At 37.2% G+C, this 14,583-nt stretch carries 16 protein-coding genes; 9 read left to right on the top strand and 7 right to left on the bottom strand.

Annotation, left to right across the window (positions count from 1 at the left end; all coding sequences use genetic code 11):
• Positions 1–18: 18 nt before the first annotated feature.
• Positions 19–255 (top strand): hypothetical protein, encoded by a 237-nt coding sequence (locus ACN5J7_RS09145; RefSeq protein ID WP_418603674.1) that lies wholly within the window; start codon positions 19–21, stop codon positions 253–255.
• A 3-nt stretch (positions 256–258) separates the two neighbouring features.
• On the opposite strand, the gene ACN5J7_RS09140 is transcribed toward ACN5J7_RS09145, so the two are convergent.
• The 7 genes from ACN5J7_RS09140 to ACN5J7_RS09110 form a co-directional block, all read right to left on the bottom strand.
• Complete coding sequence (locus tag ACN5J7_RS09140) at positions 259–729, bottom strand: hypothetical protein (protein WP_418603673.1); 471 nt, start codon at positions 727–729, stop codon at positions 259–261.
• On the bottom strand, positions 729–992 hold the full coding sequence (locus tag ACN5J7_RS09135) for a helix-turn-helix domain-containing protein (RefSeq protein ID WP_418603672.1): 264 nt from the start codon (positions 990–992) through the stop codon (positions 729–731). Before ACN5J7_RS09135 ends, ACN5J7_RS09140 begins: the two co-directional genes overlap by 1 nt.
• Before the next feature lie 372 nt (positions 993–1,364).
• A complete protein-coding gene (locus ACN5J7_RS09130) occupies positions 1,365–2,147 on the bottom strand; it encodes an enoyl-CoA hydratase/isomerase family protein (protein WP_418603671.1) in 783 nt (260 codons plus the stop codon).
• Positions 2,134–3,639 (bottom strand): sensor histidine kinase, encoded by a 1,506-nt coding sequence (locus ACN5J7_RS09125; protein ID WP_418603670.1) that lies wholly within the window; start codon positions 3,637–3,639, stop codon positions 2,134–2,136. Before ACN5J7_RS09125 ends, ACN5J7_RS09130 begins: the two co-directional genes overlap by 14 nt.
• Before the next feature lie 128 nt (positions 3,640–3,767).
• Positions 3,768–4,328, bottom strand: a complete 561-nt coding sequence (locus tag ACN5J7_RS09120) for a CopD family protein (RefSeq protein WP_311935527.1) — start codon at positions 4,326–4,328, stop codon at positions 3,768–3,770.
• 3 nt (positions 4,329–4,331) lie between these two features.
• Complete coding sequence (gene hemH / locus ACN5J7_RS09115) at positions 4,332–5,363, bottom strand: ferrochelatase (RefSeq protein ID WP_418603669.1); 1,032 nt, start codon at positions 5,361–5,363, stop codon at positions 4,332–4,334.
• A gap of 51 nt (positions 5,364–5,414) precedes the next feature.
• The gene (locus tag ACN5J7_RS09110; protein WP_418603668.1) at positions 5,415–6,314 is read right to left on the bottom strand and encodes a helix-turn-helix transcriptional regulator; all 900 of its coding nucleotides are present in this window, start codon (positions 6,312–6,314) and stop codon (positions 5,415–5,417) included.
• Positions 6,315–6,502: 188 nt separating this feature from the next.
• Here ACN5J7_RS09110 and hemA point away from each other — a divergent pair, with 188 nt between their 5' ends.
• The 8 genes from hemA to hemB all read left to right on the top strand — a co-directional run bounded on the left by hemA (position 6,503) and on the right by hemB (position 14,498).
• On the top strand, positions 6,503–7,768 hold the full coding sequence (gene hemA, locus ACN5J7_RS09105) for a glutamyl-tRNA reductase (protein ID WP_418603667.1): 1,266 nt from the start codon (positions 6,503–6,505) through the stop codon (positions 7,766–7,768).
• The gene (hemC, locus tag ACN5J7_RS09100; protein ID WP_311935521.1) at positions 7,761–9,338 is read left to right on the top strand and encodes a hydroxymethylbilane synthase; all 1,578 of its coding nucleotides are present in this window, start codon (positions 7,761–7,763) and stop codon (positions 9,336–9,338) included. The genes hemA and hemC overlap by 8 nt, the downstream gene beginning before the upstream one ends.
• Positions 9,339–9,443: 105 nt before the next feature.
• Entirely contained in the window at positions 9,444–10,475 is a 1,032-nt protein-coding gene (gene hemE, locus ACN5J7_RS09095) for a uroporphyrinogen decarboxylase (RefSeq protein WP_311935519.1), read from the top strand.
• A gap of 120 nt (positions 10,476–10,595) precedes the next feature.
• Positions 10,596–11,351: an EI24 domain-containing protein gene (locus tag ACN5J7_RS09090; protein WP_418603666.1), complete on the top strand. Its 756-nt coding sequence runs from the start codon at positions 10,596–10,598 to the stop codon at positions 11,349–11,351.
• On the top strand, positions 11,341–11,883 hold the full coding sequence (locus tag ACN5J7_RS09085; RefSeq protein ID WP_418603665.1) for a GNAT family N-acetyltransferase: 543 nt from the start codon (positions 11,341–11,343) through the stop codon (positions 11,881–11,883). The genes ACN5J7_RS09090 and ACN5J7_RS09085 overlap by 11 nt, the downstream gene beginning before the upstream one ends.
• A 2-nt stretch (positions 11,884–11,885) precedes the next feature.
• A complete protein-coding gene (hemF, locus tag ACN5J7_RS09080; RefSeq protein WP_418603664.1) occupies positions 11,886–12,791 on the top strand; it encodes an oxygen-dependent coproporphyrinogen oxidase in 906 nt (301 codons plus the stop codon).
• Positions 12,791–13,501, top strand: coding sequence for a class I SAM-dependent methyltransferase (locus tag ACN5J7_RS09075; RefSeq protein WP_418603663.1), 711 nt, complete (start codon positions 12,791–12,793; stop codon positions 13,499–13,501). The genes hemF and ACN5J7_RS09075 overlap by 1 nt, the downstream gene beginning before the upstream one ends.
• A 4-nt stretch (positions 13,502–13,505) precedes the next feature.
• A complete protein-coding gene (gene hemB / locus ACN5J7_RS09070; RefSeq protein ID WP_418603662.1) occupies positions 13,506–14,498 on the top strand; it encodes a porphobilinogen synthase in 993 nt (330 codons plus the stop codon).
• The last annotated feature ends 85 nt before the right edge of the window (positions 14,499–14,583 follow it).

Here is a 14,583-nt window from a genome sequence, read left to right as displayed (position 1 = left end):
ATTTAAGGTTTGTAATTAATGAAAGCAGAAGAACTTATAAAACAATTTGATAAAATAAACGCTAATGGATTCCAACTTTCAAAAAGAAAAGGAATACTAACTTCAACTTGGTTATTATATCAAAAAAATCAATTTTATTACTTTTTTGATATAGTGGATAAGATTGTGTTTAATGATAGTCACAAATATTCAAAAGATGAATTTATTGAAGAGTTTAAAAATTCACATTTTGAAATAGATTGTGTAATTTCTTAAAAATCACAAATTTATTTGAAATTGAATTCTTTTATTTCTAATTATCTTATCTAATTCTTCAATGGTCAACATTGCATACGAAGGCGATTTTTCATTTAAGCAAACGAAACAAAATCTAAACCTATCGCCTAATAATTTCCCGAAATTAAATTCATTTTCCGTTGCACCAAAAAAGAACCCTTTAGGATTGTCAGGAAGATACTTTTTTGTGGTCTTTAATTCTATAAATAAAATCTCGTCTAGATGTGTTTCAATGTAATCTTTTTCAAATGCAATTCCTTTTAATTTAGGAATATATACCATATCAAAAGATTGTAAAAAACTATGAGGAATATTAACCCTATCCAAAAGCTCTCTTTTCATTTCTTTATCAATTTTAAAAAACCCTGTTTGTTCCTCAATAAGATAATTTATTCCTTGTTTTTCTGTAACATTATTTGATAATGTCAATTTAAATGAATGTTTTCTTGACATTAATCCTCTGTTTTTAACTTATAGCGTTTAAGTAATTCTTTAGCTTTCTCAAATTTTAAAAGTTCATCAATCGTCAAATTGAATACTTTTGCGAAAATCGCCATGTTAGTAAGTGAAATGTTTCTTTCACCTCTTTCAATCATTCCTATATAAGTTCTGTGAAATCCCGTTTTATAAGAAAGTTGTTCTTGACTCAAATTTTCCTGAGTTCTTAAGTAGCGAATTCTATCACCAAATTCTTTTAAGAGAAAGCTGTTTATCATAACTCGAAACTATACTAATTGTATGTTTCAATCAACCGACAATGTGTACCAATGAAAAAACCTTTTTTCACTAATCTAACAAATGAGTTCTTGTGATTTTCGAATCGATTAATTTTAATAGTAGAAATGGAGAAATCGTTAAAGAAATAACCGAAAAAGGTATAAGAAAAACTTCTTTTCCAAAGAAAACCGAAAACAGAATAAGTCACGTTAGGCCACACGCAAGAAATGCAGCAGACACATACGAATTACCAATTGCTGATAAATTGACAGGATTGACTGAATATACGAAACATTGTTTTTGGCTAAACGCAAGTTATGTTAAAGACGAAATATATTTGAAATAAGTTAACCTATTAACAAAACAAACTCCTACTCCCCCGGAAAATCCGCTTTTCGCTTCTCTAAAAAAGCCGTAGTCCCTTCGGTAAAATCTTGGGTGTCAAAACAGTTTCCAAATTCGGAAACTTCAACTTCAAAGCCATTTACACCATCTTTATAATTCGCGTTAATGGCTTTAATGGCAGCACCAATGGCCACTGAAGAGTTTCGGGCTATTTTACCGGCTATTTTTTCGCAAAGCGGTAATAAATCCTCGGCTGCAGTTACGTGGTTTATCAAACCGTAGCTCAGGGCTTGATTGGCGTCAATCATACCTGCGGTCATAATCAGTTCCATGGCGCGCCCTTTACCAATAAGTTGCGGTAAACGCTGTGTGCCGCCATACCCCGGAATAACTCCAAGCGACACTTCGGGCAAGCCCATTTTGGCATTGTTGCTGGCCACCCTAAAATGGCAGGCGATGGCCAGTTCCAGTCCGCCACCAAGTGCAAAACCGTTAATGGCAGCTATGGTTGGTGTGGATAGGTTTTCAACAAAATCGAACAATAATTCCTGACCTTTTTTTGCCAATTTTTTTCCTTTTTTAGAATCGAAATGTGCAAATTCCGATATATCGGCGCCTGCCACAAAGGCCTTTTCGCCACTGCCCGTTACAATAATAACCTTGGTGTTTTTATCGGTATCGGCCTGTTTAAAAGCCTCGTGCAATTCTTTAATCGTAGCCTTGTTTAAAGCGTTTAATTTACTGGGGCGGTTTATGGTAATGCTTGTAATGCCTTGGTTAAATGCGGTTATAATGTTATCGTAATTCATGGTGTAATGCTTTAGGAAATGTTACTGTAAATGTTGTGCCTTTATTTTTTTCTGATGTAAATGTGATGCTGCCGTTGTAGGTTTCCACGATGTTTTTTACCATGGCCAATCCAAGGCCCATACCACTGGTTTTTGTGGTGAATTTGGGCTCGAAAACCTTAGTTTTATTTTCTTCCGAAATGCCTTTACCGTTATCGGAGACGACAATGTTTATATGATTGTTTTCGGAGGCAACCTTAACCACCACACTGGGATTCTCGCTATCTTCCGGAATGGATTGAATGCCGTTTTTAACTAAATTGGTAACCACTCGAATAAGTTGTGTGCGGTCCAGTTTGGCAACAATCTCATCTTGGTCGGCTTGAAAATGAATGTAATCTTCGTTAAAAATATCCAAGGCCAGCTTAACGATTTTTACCACGTTTAGGGTTTCGTTTTGTTGCGCCGGCATTTTGGCAAAGTTTGAAAATGCCGATGCAATCGAGCTCATGGTATCGATTTGTTGGATTAAGGTTTTGCTGTATTCATCAACTTTTTTATCGATATTTTCGTCGTGCGGATTAAACTTGCGTTGAAAGTTTTGAACCGTTAAGCGCATAGGCGTTAAGGGGTTTTTAATTTCGTGCGCCACTTGTTTTGCCATTTCCCTCCAAGCTTGTTCGCGTTCGCTTTTTGCCAATTGTATGGCGCTTTCCTCAAGCTCGTCAATCATACTGTTATACGATTTTACAAGGGTTGAAATTTCTTCGCTGGTATTTTCAATTACGATTTTTTCGTTGCGCTTTTCCAGTCGCGTGGTATTTATTTTATCGCTAATGGTTTTAAGCGATTTTGTAATGTATTTTGATAGTAAAAAGGCAACACCGATGGCCATAAGCAACACAAAGGAATAGGCGTAGCCAATACGCTCTAAAAACTCGTTGAGTTCTTTTGTTAAGAAATCGTCGTTCTCTAAATACGGTATGTTTAATATGGCTAAGGGTTTGGATTTGTTGTCGTTAATATAGGTGTACAACGACTGGAAGGTCTCCCCGTTTTCCTTATGATAATCGACAAACCTGTGCTCTGGGGCATTGGTTATGCTGTTTATTTCTAGGGTATGCGATAGGTTGTTTAAAATTTCGGCCGCAATGCATTGTTCCTTTAAACTGGGTTGTAAATTGGCTTTTGATGAGATTAAAAGTCCGCCCTCTAAATCGTATAAATTAATTTGCAAACGGTGTATTTCGGCAATATTCCCGATTTCTTCCTTAAAAATCAATGGGATGTTTTCGGTTTTAACTTCCCACGTGTTTTGGCGGCTATTTAAAACCCTGCTGATATGGGTTTTTATATTTTGCTCTTTACGCTCCAAGCGTTCTTTGTGGTAGTCTTTAGTTTCCTCGCGATACTGATAAATGGCTACGGCAGCAATTAAAATAGAGGCCAACAGTACCAAGAGTATCATGGTTAAAAAGATGCGTGTTCGTAAAGAGAGTTTCTTTATTTTCATTTGAAGGAATAATGCATAAATATAGCAATAATCAAACCAAAAACACGATGTGTAAATTCCAAAATTAAAAACCCAAATTCCAATGTGTTCATTTTGGAATTTAGTCTTTGAAAATTGGAATTTGCATTTTAAGCTTCCGGATTCTTTTCCCTGATATTTTTGTACAGTTTAAAACCGAGCATGATCAAAATGCCCAAAACGACAATGCCAACAACCCCAAACACCCAATTTATGGCGCTTTTTAAGATGACCAAAAAGATGACGGCAAACAGGATAAAGGTGGCGCCTTCGTTCCAGATGCGCATAAAACTCGATGTTTTGTTTACCACATCGTTTTGTAGTTGTTTAAAATATTGATGGGTTTTTAGATGATAAATTATGAGGAGCACCACAAAACCTAGCTTAACCTGCATCCACGGTTGATGCAGTAAGGCTGGGTTTAAAACAAATAAGATGATGCCAAAAAGCGTTGCTAAAATGGCTGATGGCCAAGTGATAATTTGCCACAACCGTTTTGCCATAAGCTTGAGCTGTTTGCCTAAAATATCCTTATCTGGCGCGGGTTTTTGTGAAGCTTCTATTTGGTACACAAACAAGCGCGGGATGTAAAATAAACCGGCAAACCAGGTGATTATAAAAATAAGATGGAATGCTTTTATGTACTGGTAATAGTCTAAAAAATCATCCATAAACTATGCGGTTTCAAGCTTTTTCTCTGCCCATGCGTTTATCCAATTCGACAGCAAATCAACAAACTCTTGGTCGTCGTTTAAACACGGAACTGTGGTGAAATCCTGTCCTCCCATTTCATGGAAAATCTCTTGACCTTCCATGGCTATTTCTTCCAAGGTTTCTAAACAATCGCTGACAAATGCGGGGGTTACGATGGCCATATTTTTAATGCCTTTTTTGCCTAAACGCTCAATGGTTCTGTCCGTGTATGGCAACAACCAAGGGTCGAATCCCAAACGCGATTGAAACGATGTGGAATAGGTGTTTTCTTTTAATTGTAGTTTTTCGGCAACCAATCGTGTAACTTCCAAACATTGGTGTCTGTAGCAAAACTCGTGGGCTTTACTTGGGGTTACGCAACAGCTTTTGTCTATTTTACAATGCGATTTTGTAACATCGCTTTTTCGGATATGACGCTCGGGCACACCGTGATACGAGAACAGCAAGTGTTCGTAATCAATGCCTTTTAAATGGTTTTTTATGGAGTTTGAAAGCACCTCGATATAATCGGGCTTGTTGTAAAACGCCGGAACAGATTCAATAGAAATATGAGGAAAATGCTGTTGACGCAATTCTTCGGCCAATACCGTAATGGTTTCGGTTGTTGCCATGGCAAACTGCGGATATAGCGGAAAAAGCAATACCTCGGTAACGCCTTTGGCTACCAATTCCTGGAGCCCTTTTTTAATGGTCAAGCTGCCGTAACGCATAGCTAAAGCCACGGGCATACTTGTTTGTTTTTGTATTTTTTTCTGCAATCGCTCAGACAGCACGATTAACGGAGAGCCTTCGTCCCACCATATTTTTTTGTAGGCCGCTGCCGATTGTTTTGGGCGTGTTTTTAAAATAATACCTTTTACCAAAGCAGTTCTGGCCACAAGCGGAATATCGATAACCCGCTCGTCCATTAAAAATTCGCCTAAATATTTTTTTACATCTTTTGGGGTTGGGCTATCTGGAGACCCGAGGTTTACTAATAAAATTCCTTTCATTTACATTTCATTTTTTTTAAACCTACAAGGTTTTAAAACCTTGCAGGACTTTTATGCCTGAGACATTAAATATTTTTTTGGTGTCGTGCCGTATTTCTTTTTAAAAGCAGCGATAAAATGGCTGGACGTGCTGTAGCCTACTTTATGCCCAACTTCGGTAACATTGTGGTCGCCGGTTTCCAATAATTTTCTGGCGAACTCCATTTTGTAATCAAATAAAAAGCTAAAAACCGAATCGCCATAAATTTGTTTAAAGCCTTCTTTCAGCTTTTTTAAATTCAATCCTATTTCATCGGCAAGCTCTTGTAAACTTGGTGGTTCGGCCATTCTGGAAATAATAATATCTTTTGCTTTACGTATTTTAATAACGTTGGTTTCATCCACTAAAAACGGACATTGTTCAATATCGGCATCTTCACTTCTATTAAAGTACAAACTTAATAATTCAAAAGCTTTTCCTTTAAAATAAAGACTTTTTATAGATTGATTTAGATTGAAACTTATTAACTGGTTTAAAACAATGGCCATTGATGGCGAAATAACACCGTCTTTATAGTATTTTTTATCTCGGTTATCTTCATTTAAAAATGAAATATAATCGGCTTCTTGAGAGAACAAACCATGAAATTTTTTAATTGAAATCATTAAAGATACCATCCACGAATTAGGATTCACCTCTAAATTGATGGGTAAATCGCGTTGCGGATTGTAAAGCAACAACGAGTTTTCTTCCTGAATATTTAAAGCATATCGGCCTTCGTTAAAAAGAAACTTACTTAGCCCCTTTACACAAAAATGAAATTGAATGTAATCGCAATCAATAGCTCTGGTAACTTTTTCAACTTGGTTGCTGTCATTTTTATAGGTAAAAACTAAAAAGCCATCATCTATTTGAGTCTCGGTAAAAGATCTTTCAGCGACATTTTTTTTTGCGATTTCTTGGTTATTCATTCTACTTTATTTAGATTCATTCTAAACTAATGGGTCAAAACCCATTGATTTCACTGCAAAAATATGATATTTATCATATAGTTTTTAAAAAAACGGTTAAAAAACCACAAACGATATTAAAAGTTCTTTTAGCGTTGTTTTTATTCTAATCATAAATATACATTTGCTAAGGAAATTACAAAACACTAATGCAGAAATACAATATATCAAGAAGTAGCTACTTTTATGCCATTGGGTTAAGCTATAAAAAAGCCGATGCCGAAATACGAGGGCGTTTTAGTTTGGACGACGATGCTAAAATAGCATTGATGAACCAAGCTAAAGCCAATGATATTGAGAGTTTAATAGTAACTTCTACGTGTAACCGAACAGAAATCTATGGTTTTGCACAACATCCTTTTCAACTTATCCAATTGCTTTGCGATAATACGAGGGGGACTGTTGACGAGTTTCAAAAAGTAGCTTACGTTTATAAAAACAAGGAAGCCATTGCGCACATGTTTCGTGTGGGCTCGGGCTTAGACAGCCAAATTTTAGGCGATTTCGAAATTATTAGTCAGCTTAAAAAAAGCGCGAAACTGTCCAGGAAATTCGGGTTGTTCAATCATTTTTCAGAGCGTTTGGTAAATGCCGTTATTCAAGCGAGCAAGCGCATTAAAACCGAAACCAATATTTCGTCCGGTGCTACCTCGGTGTCATTTGCTTCAGTTCAGTATATTTTAAATACCATTGAAAACGTTTCAAATAAAAACATCTTGCTTTTTGGAACCGGAAAAATAGGCAGAAATACCTGTGAGAATTTGGTTAAACACACCAAAAACGAGCAAATCACCCTAATTAACAGAACGAAGGATAAGGCCGAAAAAATTGCTGGTAAGTTTAATTTGGTGGTTAAGGATTATGCCAATTTACAGGAAGAAATTAATTCTTCGGGCATATTAATTGTCGCTACCGGTGCGCAGCGTCCTACTATTGATAAACACTTGATAAACACCAACAAGCCGCTTTTAATTCTGGATTTGTCGATTCCTAAAAATGTGGATGAAAACGTAACCGAATTGGAAAATGTATCGTTGGTGCATTTAGATCACTTATCAAAATTAACCGATCAAACCTTGGAGGAAAGAAAAAAGCACATTCCTTTGGCAGAATCTATTATTGAAGAGGTTAATACCGAATTTAATGATTGGCTGGAAACCCGAAAATTTGCACCAACAATTAAAGCTTTAAAGCATAAGCTTAACGATTTTAAAGTGGCCGAATTGGATACGCAACGTAAAAAACTATCGGACTTTAATGAAAAGCAAGCTGAAATAATTAGCAATAATATCATTCAAAAAATTACAAATCATTTTGCGCATCATTTAAAAGATGACAGCATTTCTACGGACGAGAGTCTCGACCTTATTAAAAAAGTATTTCAGCTAGAAGAATCTACAAAAACAAATGTCTAAAATCATAAAAATTGGTACGCGCGATAGTGAATTAGCACTATGGCAAGCTAAATCCGTACAACAACAACTCGAAAATTTAGGTCATAAAACAGAATTGGTGCCTGTAAAATCTACAGGCGATTTGGTTTTAGACCGACCCTTATATCAATTGGGCATTACGGGTATTTTTACAAGAACCCTAGATATTGCTATGTTGAATAACGACATCGATATTGCCGTTCATTCCTCAAAAGATGTGCCTACCTTGTTGCCAAAAGGCATCGTACAGGCCGCCGTAATAAAGCGCGGTAACGTTAACGACACCCTGGTTTTTAAAAACAACGAGGAGTTTTTAAGCGCCAAACACGCCACCATCGCAACCGGTAGTTTACGCCGAAAAGCGCAATGGCTCAACAGATATCCAACGCATACCATTGCAGACATTCGCGGTAATGTGAATTCCCGACTGCAAAAACTTAAGGATAACGAGGATTGGAACGGTACTATTTTCGCAGCAGCAGGTATTGGGCGTATTGGCGTAAGACCCGAAGAAGCCATTAATTTAGATTGGATGATTCCTGCGCCGGCACAGGGCGCTATAATGATTACGGCTTTGGAGGACGACGAAGAAGTTAGAGCCATTTGCAGAGAACTTAATCACGAGGAAACTGAAATTTGCATCAATATTGAACGTGAGTTTTTAAATAGACTCGAGGGAGGTTGTACAGCACCCATTGGCGCACTCGCATATATAAAAAACGAAGAAGTTAATTTTAAAGGCGTACTGCTAAGTGAAGACGGCACCAAAAGAATTGATGTTACCCGCGTTAAAAAATTGGGAGAGCACGAAGACATGGCAAAGTATTGTGCCGATTTTGTTATCGAGCGTGGTGGCAAACGCTTAATGGACACCATTAAACGGTCTACCAAAAAAACCAACGTTTATTCCACCAAATCGCTTACCGAAAGCCAGCGTCTTTTGTTTCATCAAAAAGTAAAGGCCGAAAGCATCGATTTTATAAAAATAAGCCTAAACAGAATTCACCCAAGGCTTTTAAAGAATGAAATTGAAAATGTAATCATCACTAGTAAAAATGCCGTTGAATCTTTAATTACCAACTATTCAGCAGCCGAATTACAGTTTAAAAATATTTATTGTGTGGGCAGACGCACCAAGCGTTTGGTAGAACAGAAAATTGGTAAAGTAACCCATTCCGAAAAAAACGCTAAAGCCCTAGCCGAATATTTAGTGGAATTTATGGATGGTACCGAAGTTACTTATTTCTGCAGTGATTTAAGATTGGACGATTTGCCTAATATTTTGGAGGAAAACAACATTGAAGTTAACGAAGTTGAAGCGTACCAAACCAAATATGATGGTGTAAAAGTTAACGATTCTATTGAAGGCGTTATGTTTTATAGCCCTTCAACCGTGCAGGGTTTTGTTAAAGAAAACAACGCCGAAGTCATTGCATTTTGCATTGGCCAAAGCACAGCAAAAGAAGCGAAAAAACACTTTAACGACGTTAGGGTTGCCAAAGTACCAACTGTTGAAAGTGTGATAGAGTTGGTAAACGAGCATTATGTTTAACATATATCCTGCAAGGTTTTTAAAACCTTGTAGGTATGATAAAAAGAATTCCTTTCCATCCCGATAATTATTGGGAGTAATCGGATTCGCAGGAATGAAAAAACCATGATAAAAAACGATTTATTTTTAAGAGCATTAAAAGGAGAAACTGTTAATCGTCCACCCGTTTGGATGATGCGTCAAGCCGGAAGGTATTTACCGGAATTTATGGCCATCCGAGAAAAGTACGATTTCTTTACAAGATGCCGAACGCCAGAACTGGCCAGCGAAATTACGGTACAACCCATACGCCGTTACGGTATGGATGCCGCCATTTTATTTAGCGACATTTTGGTTATTCCGCAGGCCATGAATATCGAGGTGCAAATGAAACCAAATTTTGGCCCGTATTTACCCAATCCGGTGCGTACCCAAAAGGATGTCGATAATGTTATTGTACCCGATGTTACGGTAGAATTAGACTATGTGTACCAAGCCATAAAAGCCACTAAGGAATTATTGAATAACGATATTCCGCTAATAGGTTTTGCAGGCTCACCATGGACCATTTTGTGCTATTGCGTGCAAGGTCAAGGTAGCAAAACCTTCGATAAAGCCAAAGAATTCTGTTTTACAAATCCCGTGGCGGCACATCAATTATTGCAAAAAATCACCGATACCACCATTGCATATTTAAAAGAAAAAGTAAAAGCAGGTGTTAACGCCGTACAGATTTTCGATTCATGGGGTGGCATGCTATCGCCAACCGATTATCAAGAATTTTCGTGGCAGTATATCAATCAAATTATTGAAGCCTTAAAAGACGATGCGCCGGTTATTGCCTTTGGTAAAGGCTGTTGGTTCGCACTTGGCGACATGGCAAAATCCAACGCATCCGCATTGGGTATCGATTGGACCTGCTCGCCACAAAACGCGCGTTATTTAACGGGCGGAAACATTACGTTACAAGGTAATTTCGATCCGTCGCGTTTGCTATCGCCACCGGCTCTAATCAAGAAAATGGTGCACCAAATGATAACCGATTTTGGCAAAGACAAATACATTGTAAACCTAGGTCACGGTATTTTGCCACACATTCCGTTAGATAACGCCAAGGCGTTTATAGATGCCGTAAAGGAATATAAAAGCCCCTCTTAATCTCCCCGAGGGGAGAAACCACAAAGCGTGGGTGTAACGTCAATTAATTGGTTTTTATTATTTTAATAGCTTTAAACGTAATTAATTCCCTCTCCAAAGGAGAGGGCTAGGGAGAGGCCTATGATAAAAAATATTATTTCAAGCATTAAAGCATACTTCGGTGCGTTTAGTTTAATATCCAAGCTAAAACTCTGGAAATATTTTGCCGTACCAATGCTTATTAGCATAGTAACAGCCATAAGTATTGCCGTTTCAGCTTACGGATTATCCGATGATATTGGGTACTATATTTCTAAAATTTGGGTTTGGCAATGGGGCAAAGAAACCTTTACAACCATTGGCAATGTTGTTGGCGGATTGTTAATTATCGCGCTCGGACTCATCCTTTACAAACACATCATAATGGCATTATCGGCACCTTTTATGAGTCCTGTGTCCGAAAAAATCGAAGCATATCTAACAGGAAAACAAGAGCATTCACACAGAAACACATCGTTTTTTCAGCAACTTTGGCGCGGTTTACGTATAAATATTCGTAACCTGTTCATGGAAATTATTCTAACTATTTTAATATTAATCATCAGCATAATTCCTGTTATTGGTTGGATTACCTCTATATTGCTCTTCGTCGTTCAAGCGTACTATGCAGGGTTTGGTAATATGGATTACACCTTAGAACGCCATTATAAATACGCAGACAGTGTAAAATTCGTTCGCAAACATCGTGGTTTGGCTATTGGTAACGGCTTGGTTTTTATGGGGTTTCTCTTTATTCCGGTAATTGGTGTTATTTTAGTGCTGCCTTTATCGGTAACCGCAGCTACCCTAAAAACCGTTGAAGCCTTGCAACCTAAACAAATTGAACGTGCTAATTGATTTAGAATCATATTATCTCCAACCAATTAAAACCCGAGACGCTTGGGCTCTTTGCGATTTTATAATTTCAAATGAAGACCGATTAAAACGCTATTTCCCTAAAACCTTAGAACAGAATTTAACACCAGATTTGTCGAAGGTTTTTGTTGAAAAAAAAGTGAAACAATTCCGATTAAAAGAAGAGTTTTTATTCACTTTAAAAGAAAAAAGCACCAAGCAATTAGTAGGCTTAATCTATATAAAAGAAATCGATCCCATTAAAAAACAAGGGGAGTTTGCTTACTGCATCGGTTATCCGTTTGAAGATAAAGGGCTAGCGAGCAAATCGGTAAAATTATTAACGGAATTCGCTTTTAAGGATTTGGGTTTAAAAACGCTCCAGATTATTGCACATAAAACTAATTTAGCAAGTGTTAAGGTGGCAGAAAACTGTGGTTTTATTTGGAAAAAAACACTTAAAAATGAATTTACACCAAATGGCGAATTACCTTTAGATATGGAGCTTTATGAGCTTTATTTTGAAAATGAATGAAAATGAAAAACAAATTCTACCAATACATACAAGATTTACAAGACACCATCACGTCAAAGTTAGAAACCATTGATGGCAAAGCCAAATTTCAAGAAGATATTTGGAAACGACCGGAAGGCGGCGGCGGACGAACACGCGTTATCGAAAACGGTCATGTTTTCGAAAAAGGCGGTGTCAACATTTCGGGTGTACATGGCAAACTACCCAAATCGATGCAAGCTTATTTTAAGGTTGGCGATGTCGATTTTTTTGCCTGCGGACTAAGCTTGGTTTTACATCCTGAAAATCCTATGGTGCCAACTGTACATGCCAATTGGCGCTATTTTGAAATGTACAATAAAGACGGCGAGATTATTGACAGCTGGTTTGGTGGCGGACAGGATTTAACGCCGTATTACCTATTTGAAGCAGATGCAAAACACTTTCATCAAACCTGTAAAACAGCCTGCGATAATCACAATCCGGAGTTTTACCAAACCTATAAAAAACGTTGCGATGAGTATTTTTATAATGCCCACAGAAATGAAGGTAGAGGTGTTGGTGGTTTGTTTTTCGATCATTGCAAAGCTTCAGAAACCATGACCATGGAAAATTGGTATAACTTTGTTACCGAAGTTGGCGATAGTTTCCTTGAGGCTTATGTGCCCATCGTTGAAAAACGAAAAGATTTACCATACACAAAAAAACAACGCAATTGGCAGGAAATTCGTCGCGGGCGTTATGTGGAGTTTAATTTGGTACACGACAAAGGCACGCTTTTCGGATTAAAAACCAACGGCCGCATAGAAAGTATTTTAATGAGTTTGCCGCCGCATGTACAATGGGTTTACGACCACCATCCGGAAGCTGGAAGCGACGAGGGAAAATTAATTGAAGTGCTTAAAAATCCTAAAGATTGGGTTTCATAATGAAGGACTTATACAATCCTAAATACGTAGAAACTCTTTTTGACAAAATGAGTTCTTCGTACGAAAGAATGAATTATATATCATCTTTTGGTTTTAGTGAACGTTGGAGAAGGCAATCTGTAAATTCAATTGATATTAAAAAGAACTCTGTTGTTTTAGATTTGATGACTGGAATGGGAGAATGCTGGAAACCAATACTAAAAGCCTTAGGCCAGAATGGAGAATTGATTGGTCTAGATTTTTCCTCAGGCATGCTAAAAATGGCAAAAAAAAGAAAAGAAAAATATCCAAAGCATAAGATTAATTTATTACAAGAAAATGTTTTCGAGAACTCAATAAGTAGTGGTTCTGTGGATTATATTGTTTCTGGTTTTGGACTGAAAACATTTTCCGAAAAACAACTCAATGATTTTGCGTTAGAGGTAAATAGATTATTAAAATCGAAAGGTTCATTTTCTTTTATTGAAGTATCAATTCCTCAAAATAAAATACTAAAGTTTTTTTACCTTTCATATTTAAAATATTGTATTCCTCTGTTTGGGTTTTTGTTTTTAGGGAATCCTGAAACTTATAAAATGCTTGGAGTATATACATCGTTATTTAATAACTCTAAAAAAGCAAAAGAGATTTTTGAAATGAACGGATTTAAAGTTGAGTATTTAAATTACTTTTATGGTTGTGCAACAGGCATTAAAGGTCAAAAATTATAATATTATGTACCCATTAAGAAGAAACCGAAGATTAAGAACCAACGAAGCCATTCGTAGCTTGGTGCGAGAAACCATAATTACGCCAAACGATTTTTTGGTCCCATTATTTGTAGTTGAAGGTAAAGGTGTGAAAGAAGAAATCGCATCAATGCCCAATTACTTTCGATACAGTTTGGATTTATTGGAAAACGAAGTGAAAGAACTTTGGAAACTGGGATTAAAATCGGTGCTGCTTTTTGTGAAAGTGCCCGATAATTTAAAAGATAATAAAGGAAAAGAAGCTTTAAACAAAAACGGATTGATGCAACGCGCCATTAAAACCGTAAAAAATGTGTGCCCCGATATGTTGGTCATGACCGATGTGGCACTCGACCCATATTCCATGTACGGGCACGATGGCATTATTGAAAACGGTGTTATTGTTAACGACGATACCGCGGAATTTCTCGCAGAAATGAGCATTTCACACGCCAAAGCCGGTGCTAATTTTGTGGCGCCAAGCGATATGATGGACGGGCGTATTTTAACCATTCGTGAAGCTTTGGAAGAGGAAGGGTATACGGACACCGGTATTATGAGTTACTCGGCAAAATACGCCTCGGCATTTTACGGCCCTTTTCGAGATGCTTTGGATTCTGCTCCGGTAGATTTAAAAGATATTCCGAAAGACAAAAAAACCTATCAAATGGATGTTGCCAACAGGCACGAAGCACTTAGGGAAACCGAAATGGATATTGACGAAGGCGCCGATATTGTGATGGTAAAACCCGGTATGGCTTATTTAGACATTTTACGCGATATTAAAAATGAATTTGATGTGCCGGTTGCCGTATATCAAGTTTCGGGCGAATATGCCATGATTAAAGCTGCTGCCGAAAAAGGTTGGTTAAACCACGACCAAATTATGATGGAAACCACCACCGCTTTTAAACGCGCTGGCGCCGATGTGATTGCAAGTTACTTTGCAAAGGATATAGTTAAACTCATTAATCGATAACATAAATTTATAAATTAATCCATTATTTTGTCACCCTGAGCGCAGTCGACGGGTTGTAAAATTGATTTCGTAACTTTCAAGTCCA

The organism is Hwangdonia sp., from assembly GCF_048381975.1.
Taxonomy (GTDB): Bacteria; Bacteroidota; Bacteroidia; order Flavobacteriales; family Flavobacteriaceae; genus Hwangdonia; species Hwangdonia seohaensis.
This window is presented reverse-complemented; position numbering and strand designations above follow the sequence as displayed.

Excerpts from the sequence above, each read along its gene's own strand:
- ACN5J7_RS09140 (WP_418603673.1), bottom strand. The coding sequence starts at position 729 with ATGTCAAGAAAACATTCATTTAAATTGACATTATCAAATAATGTTACA.
- hemC (WP_311935521.1), top strand. The coding sequence starts at position 7,761 with ATGTCTAAAATCATAAAAATTGGTACGCGCGATAGTGAATTAGCACTA.
- ACN5J7_RS09135 (WP_418603672.1), bottom strand. The coding sequence starts at position 992 with ATGATAAACAGCTTTCTCTTAAAAGAATTTGGTGATAGAATTCGCTAC.
- hemF (WP_418603664.1), top strand. The coding sequence starts at position 11,886 with ATGAAAAACAAATTCTACCAATACATACAAGATTTACAAGACACCATC.
- hemA (WP_418603667.1), top strand. The coding sequence starts at position 6,503 with ATGCAGAAATACAATATATCAAGAAGTAGCTACTTTTATGCCATTGGG.
- ACN5J7_RS09075 (WP_418603663.1), top strand. The coding sequence starts at position 12,791 with ATGAAGGACTTATACAATCCTAAATACGTAGAAACTCTTTTTGACAAA.
- ACN5J7_RS09090 (WP_418603666.1), top strand. The coding sequence starts at position 10,596 with ATGATAAAAAATATTATTTCAAGCATTAAAGCATACTTCGGTGCGTTT.
- hemH (WP_418603669.1), bottom strand. The coding sequence starts at position 5,363 with ATGAAAGGAATTTTATTAGTAAACCTCGGGTCTCCAGATAGCCCAACC.
- ACN5J7_RS09120 (WP_311935527.1), bottom strand. The coding sequence starts at position 4,328 with ATGGATGATTTTTTAGACTATTACCAGTACATAAAAGCATTCCATCTT.
- ACN5J7_RS09125 (WP_418603670.1), bottom strand. The coding sequence starts at position 3,639 with ATGAAAATAAAGAAACTCTCTTTACGAACACGCATCTTTTTAACCATG.
- ACN5J7_RS09110 (WP_418603668.1), bottom strand. The coding sequence starts at position 6,314 with ATGAATAACCAAGAAATCGCAAAAAAAAATGTCGCTGAAAGATCTTTT.
- hemE (WP_311935519.1), top strand. The coding sequence starts at position 9,444 with ATGATAAAAAACGATTTATTTTTAAGAGCATTAAAAGGAGAAACTGTT.
- hemB (WP_418603662.1), top strand. The coding sequence starts at position 13,506 with ATGTACCCATTAAGAAGAAACCGAAGATTAAGAACCAACGAAGCCATT.
- ACN5J7_RS09145 (WP_418603674.1), top strand. The coding sequence starts at position 19 with ATGAAAGCAGAAGAACTTATAAAACAATTTGATAAAATAAACGCTAAT.
- ACN5J7_RS09130 (WP_418603671.1), bottom strand. The coding sequence starts at position 2,147 with ATGAATTACGATAACATTATAACCGCATTTAACCAAGGCATTACAAGC.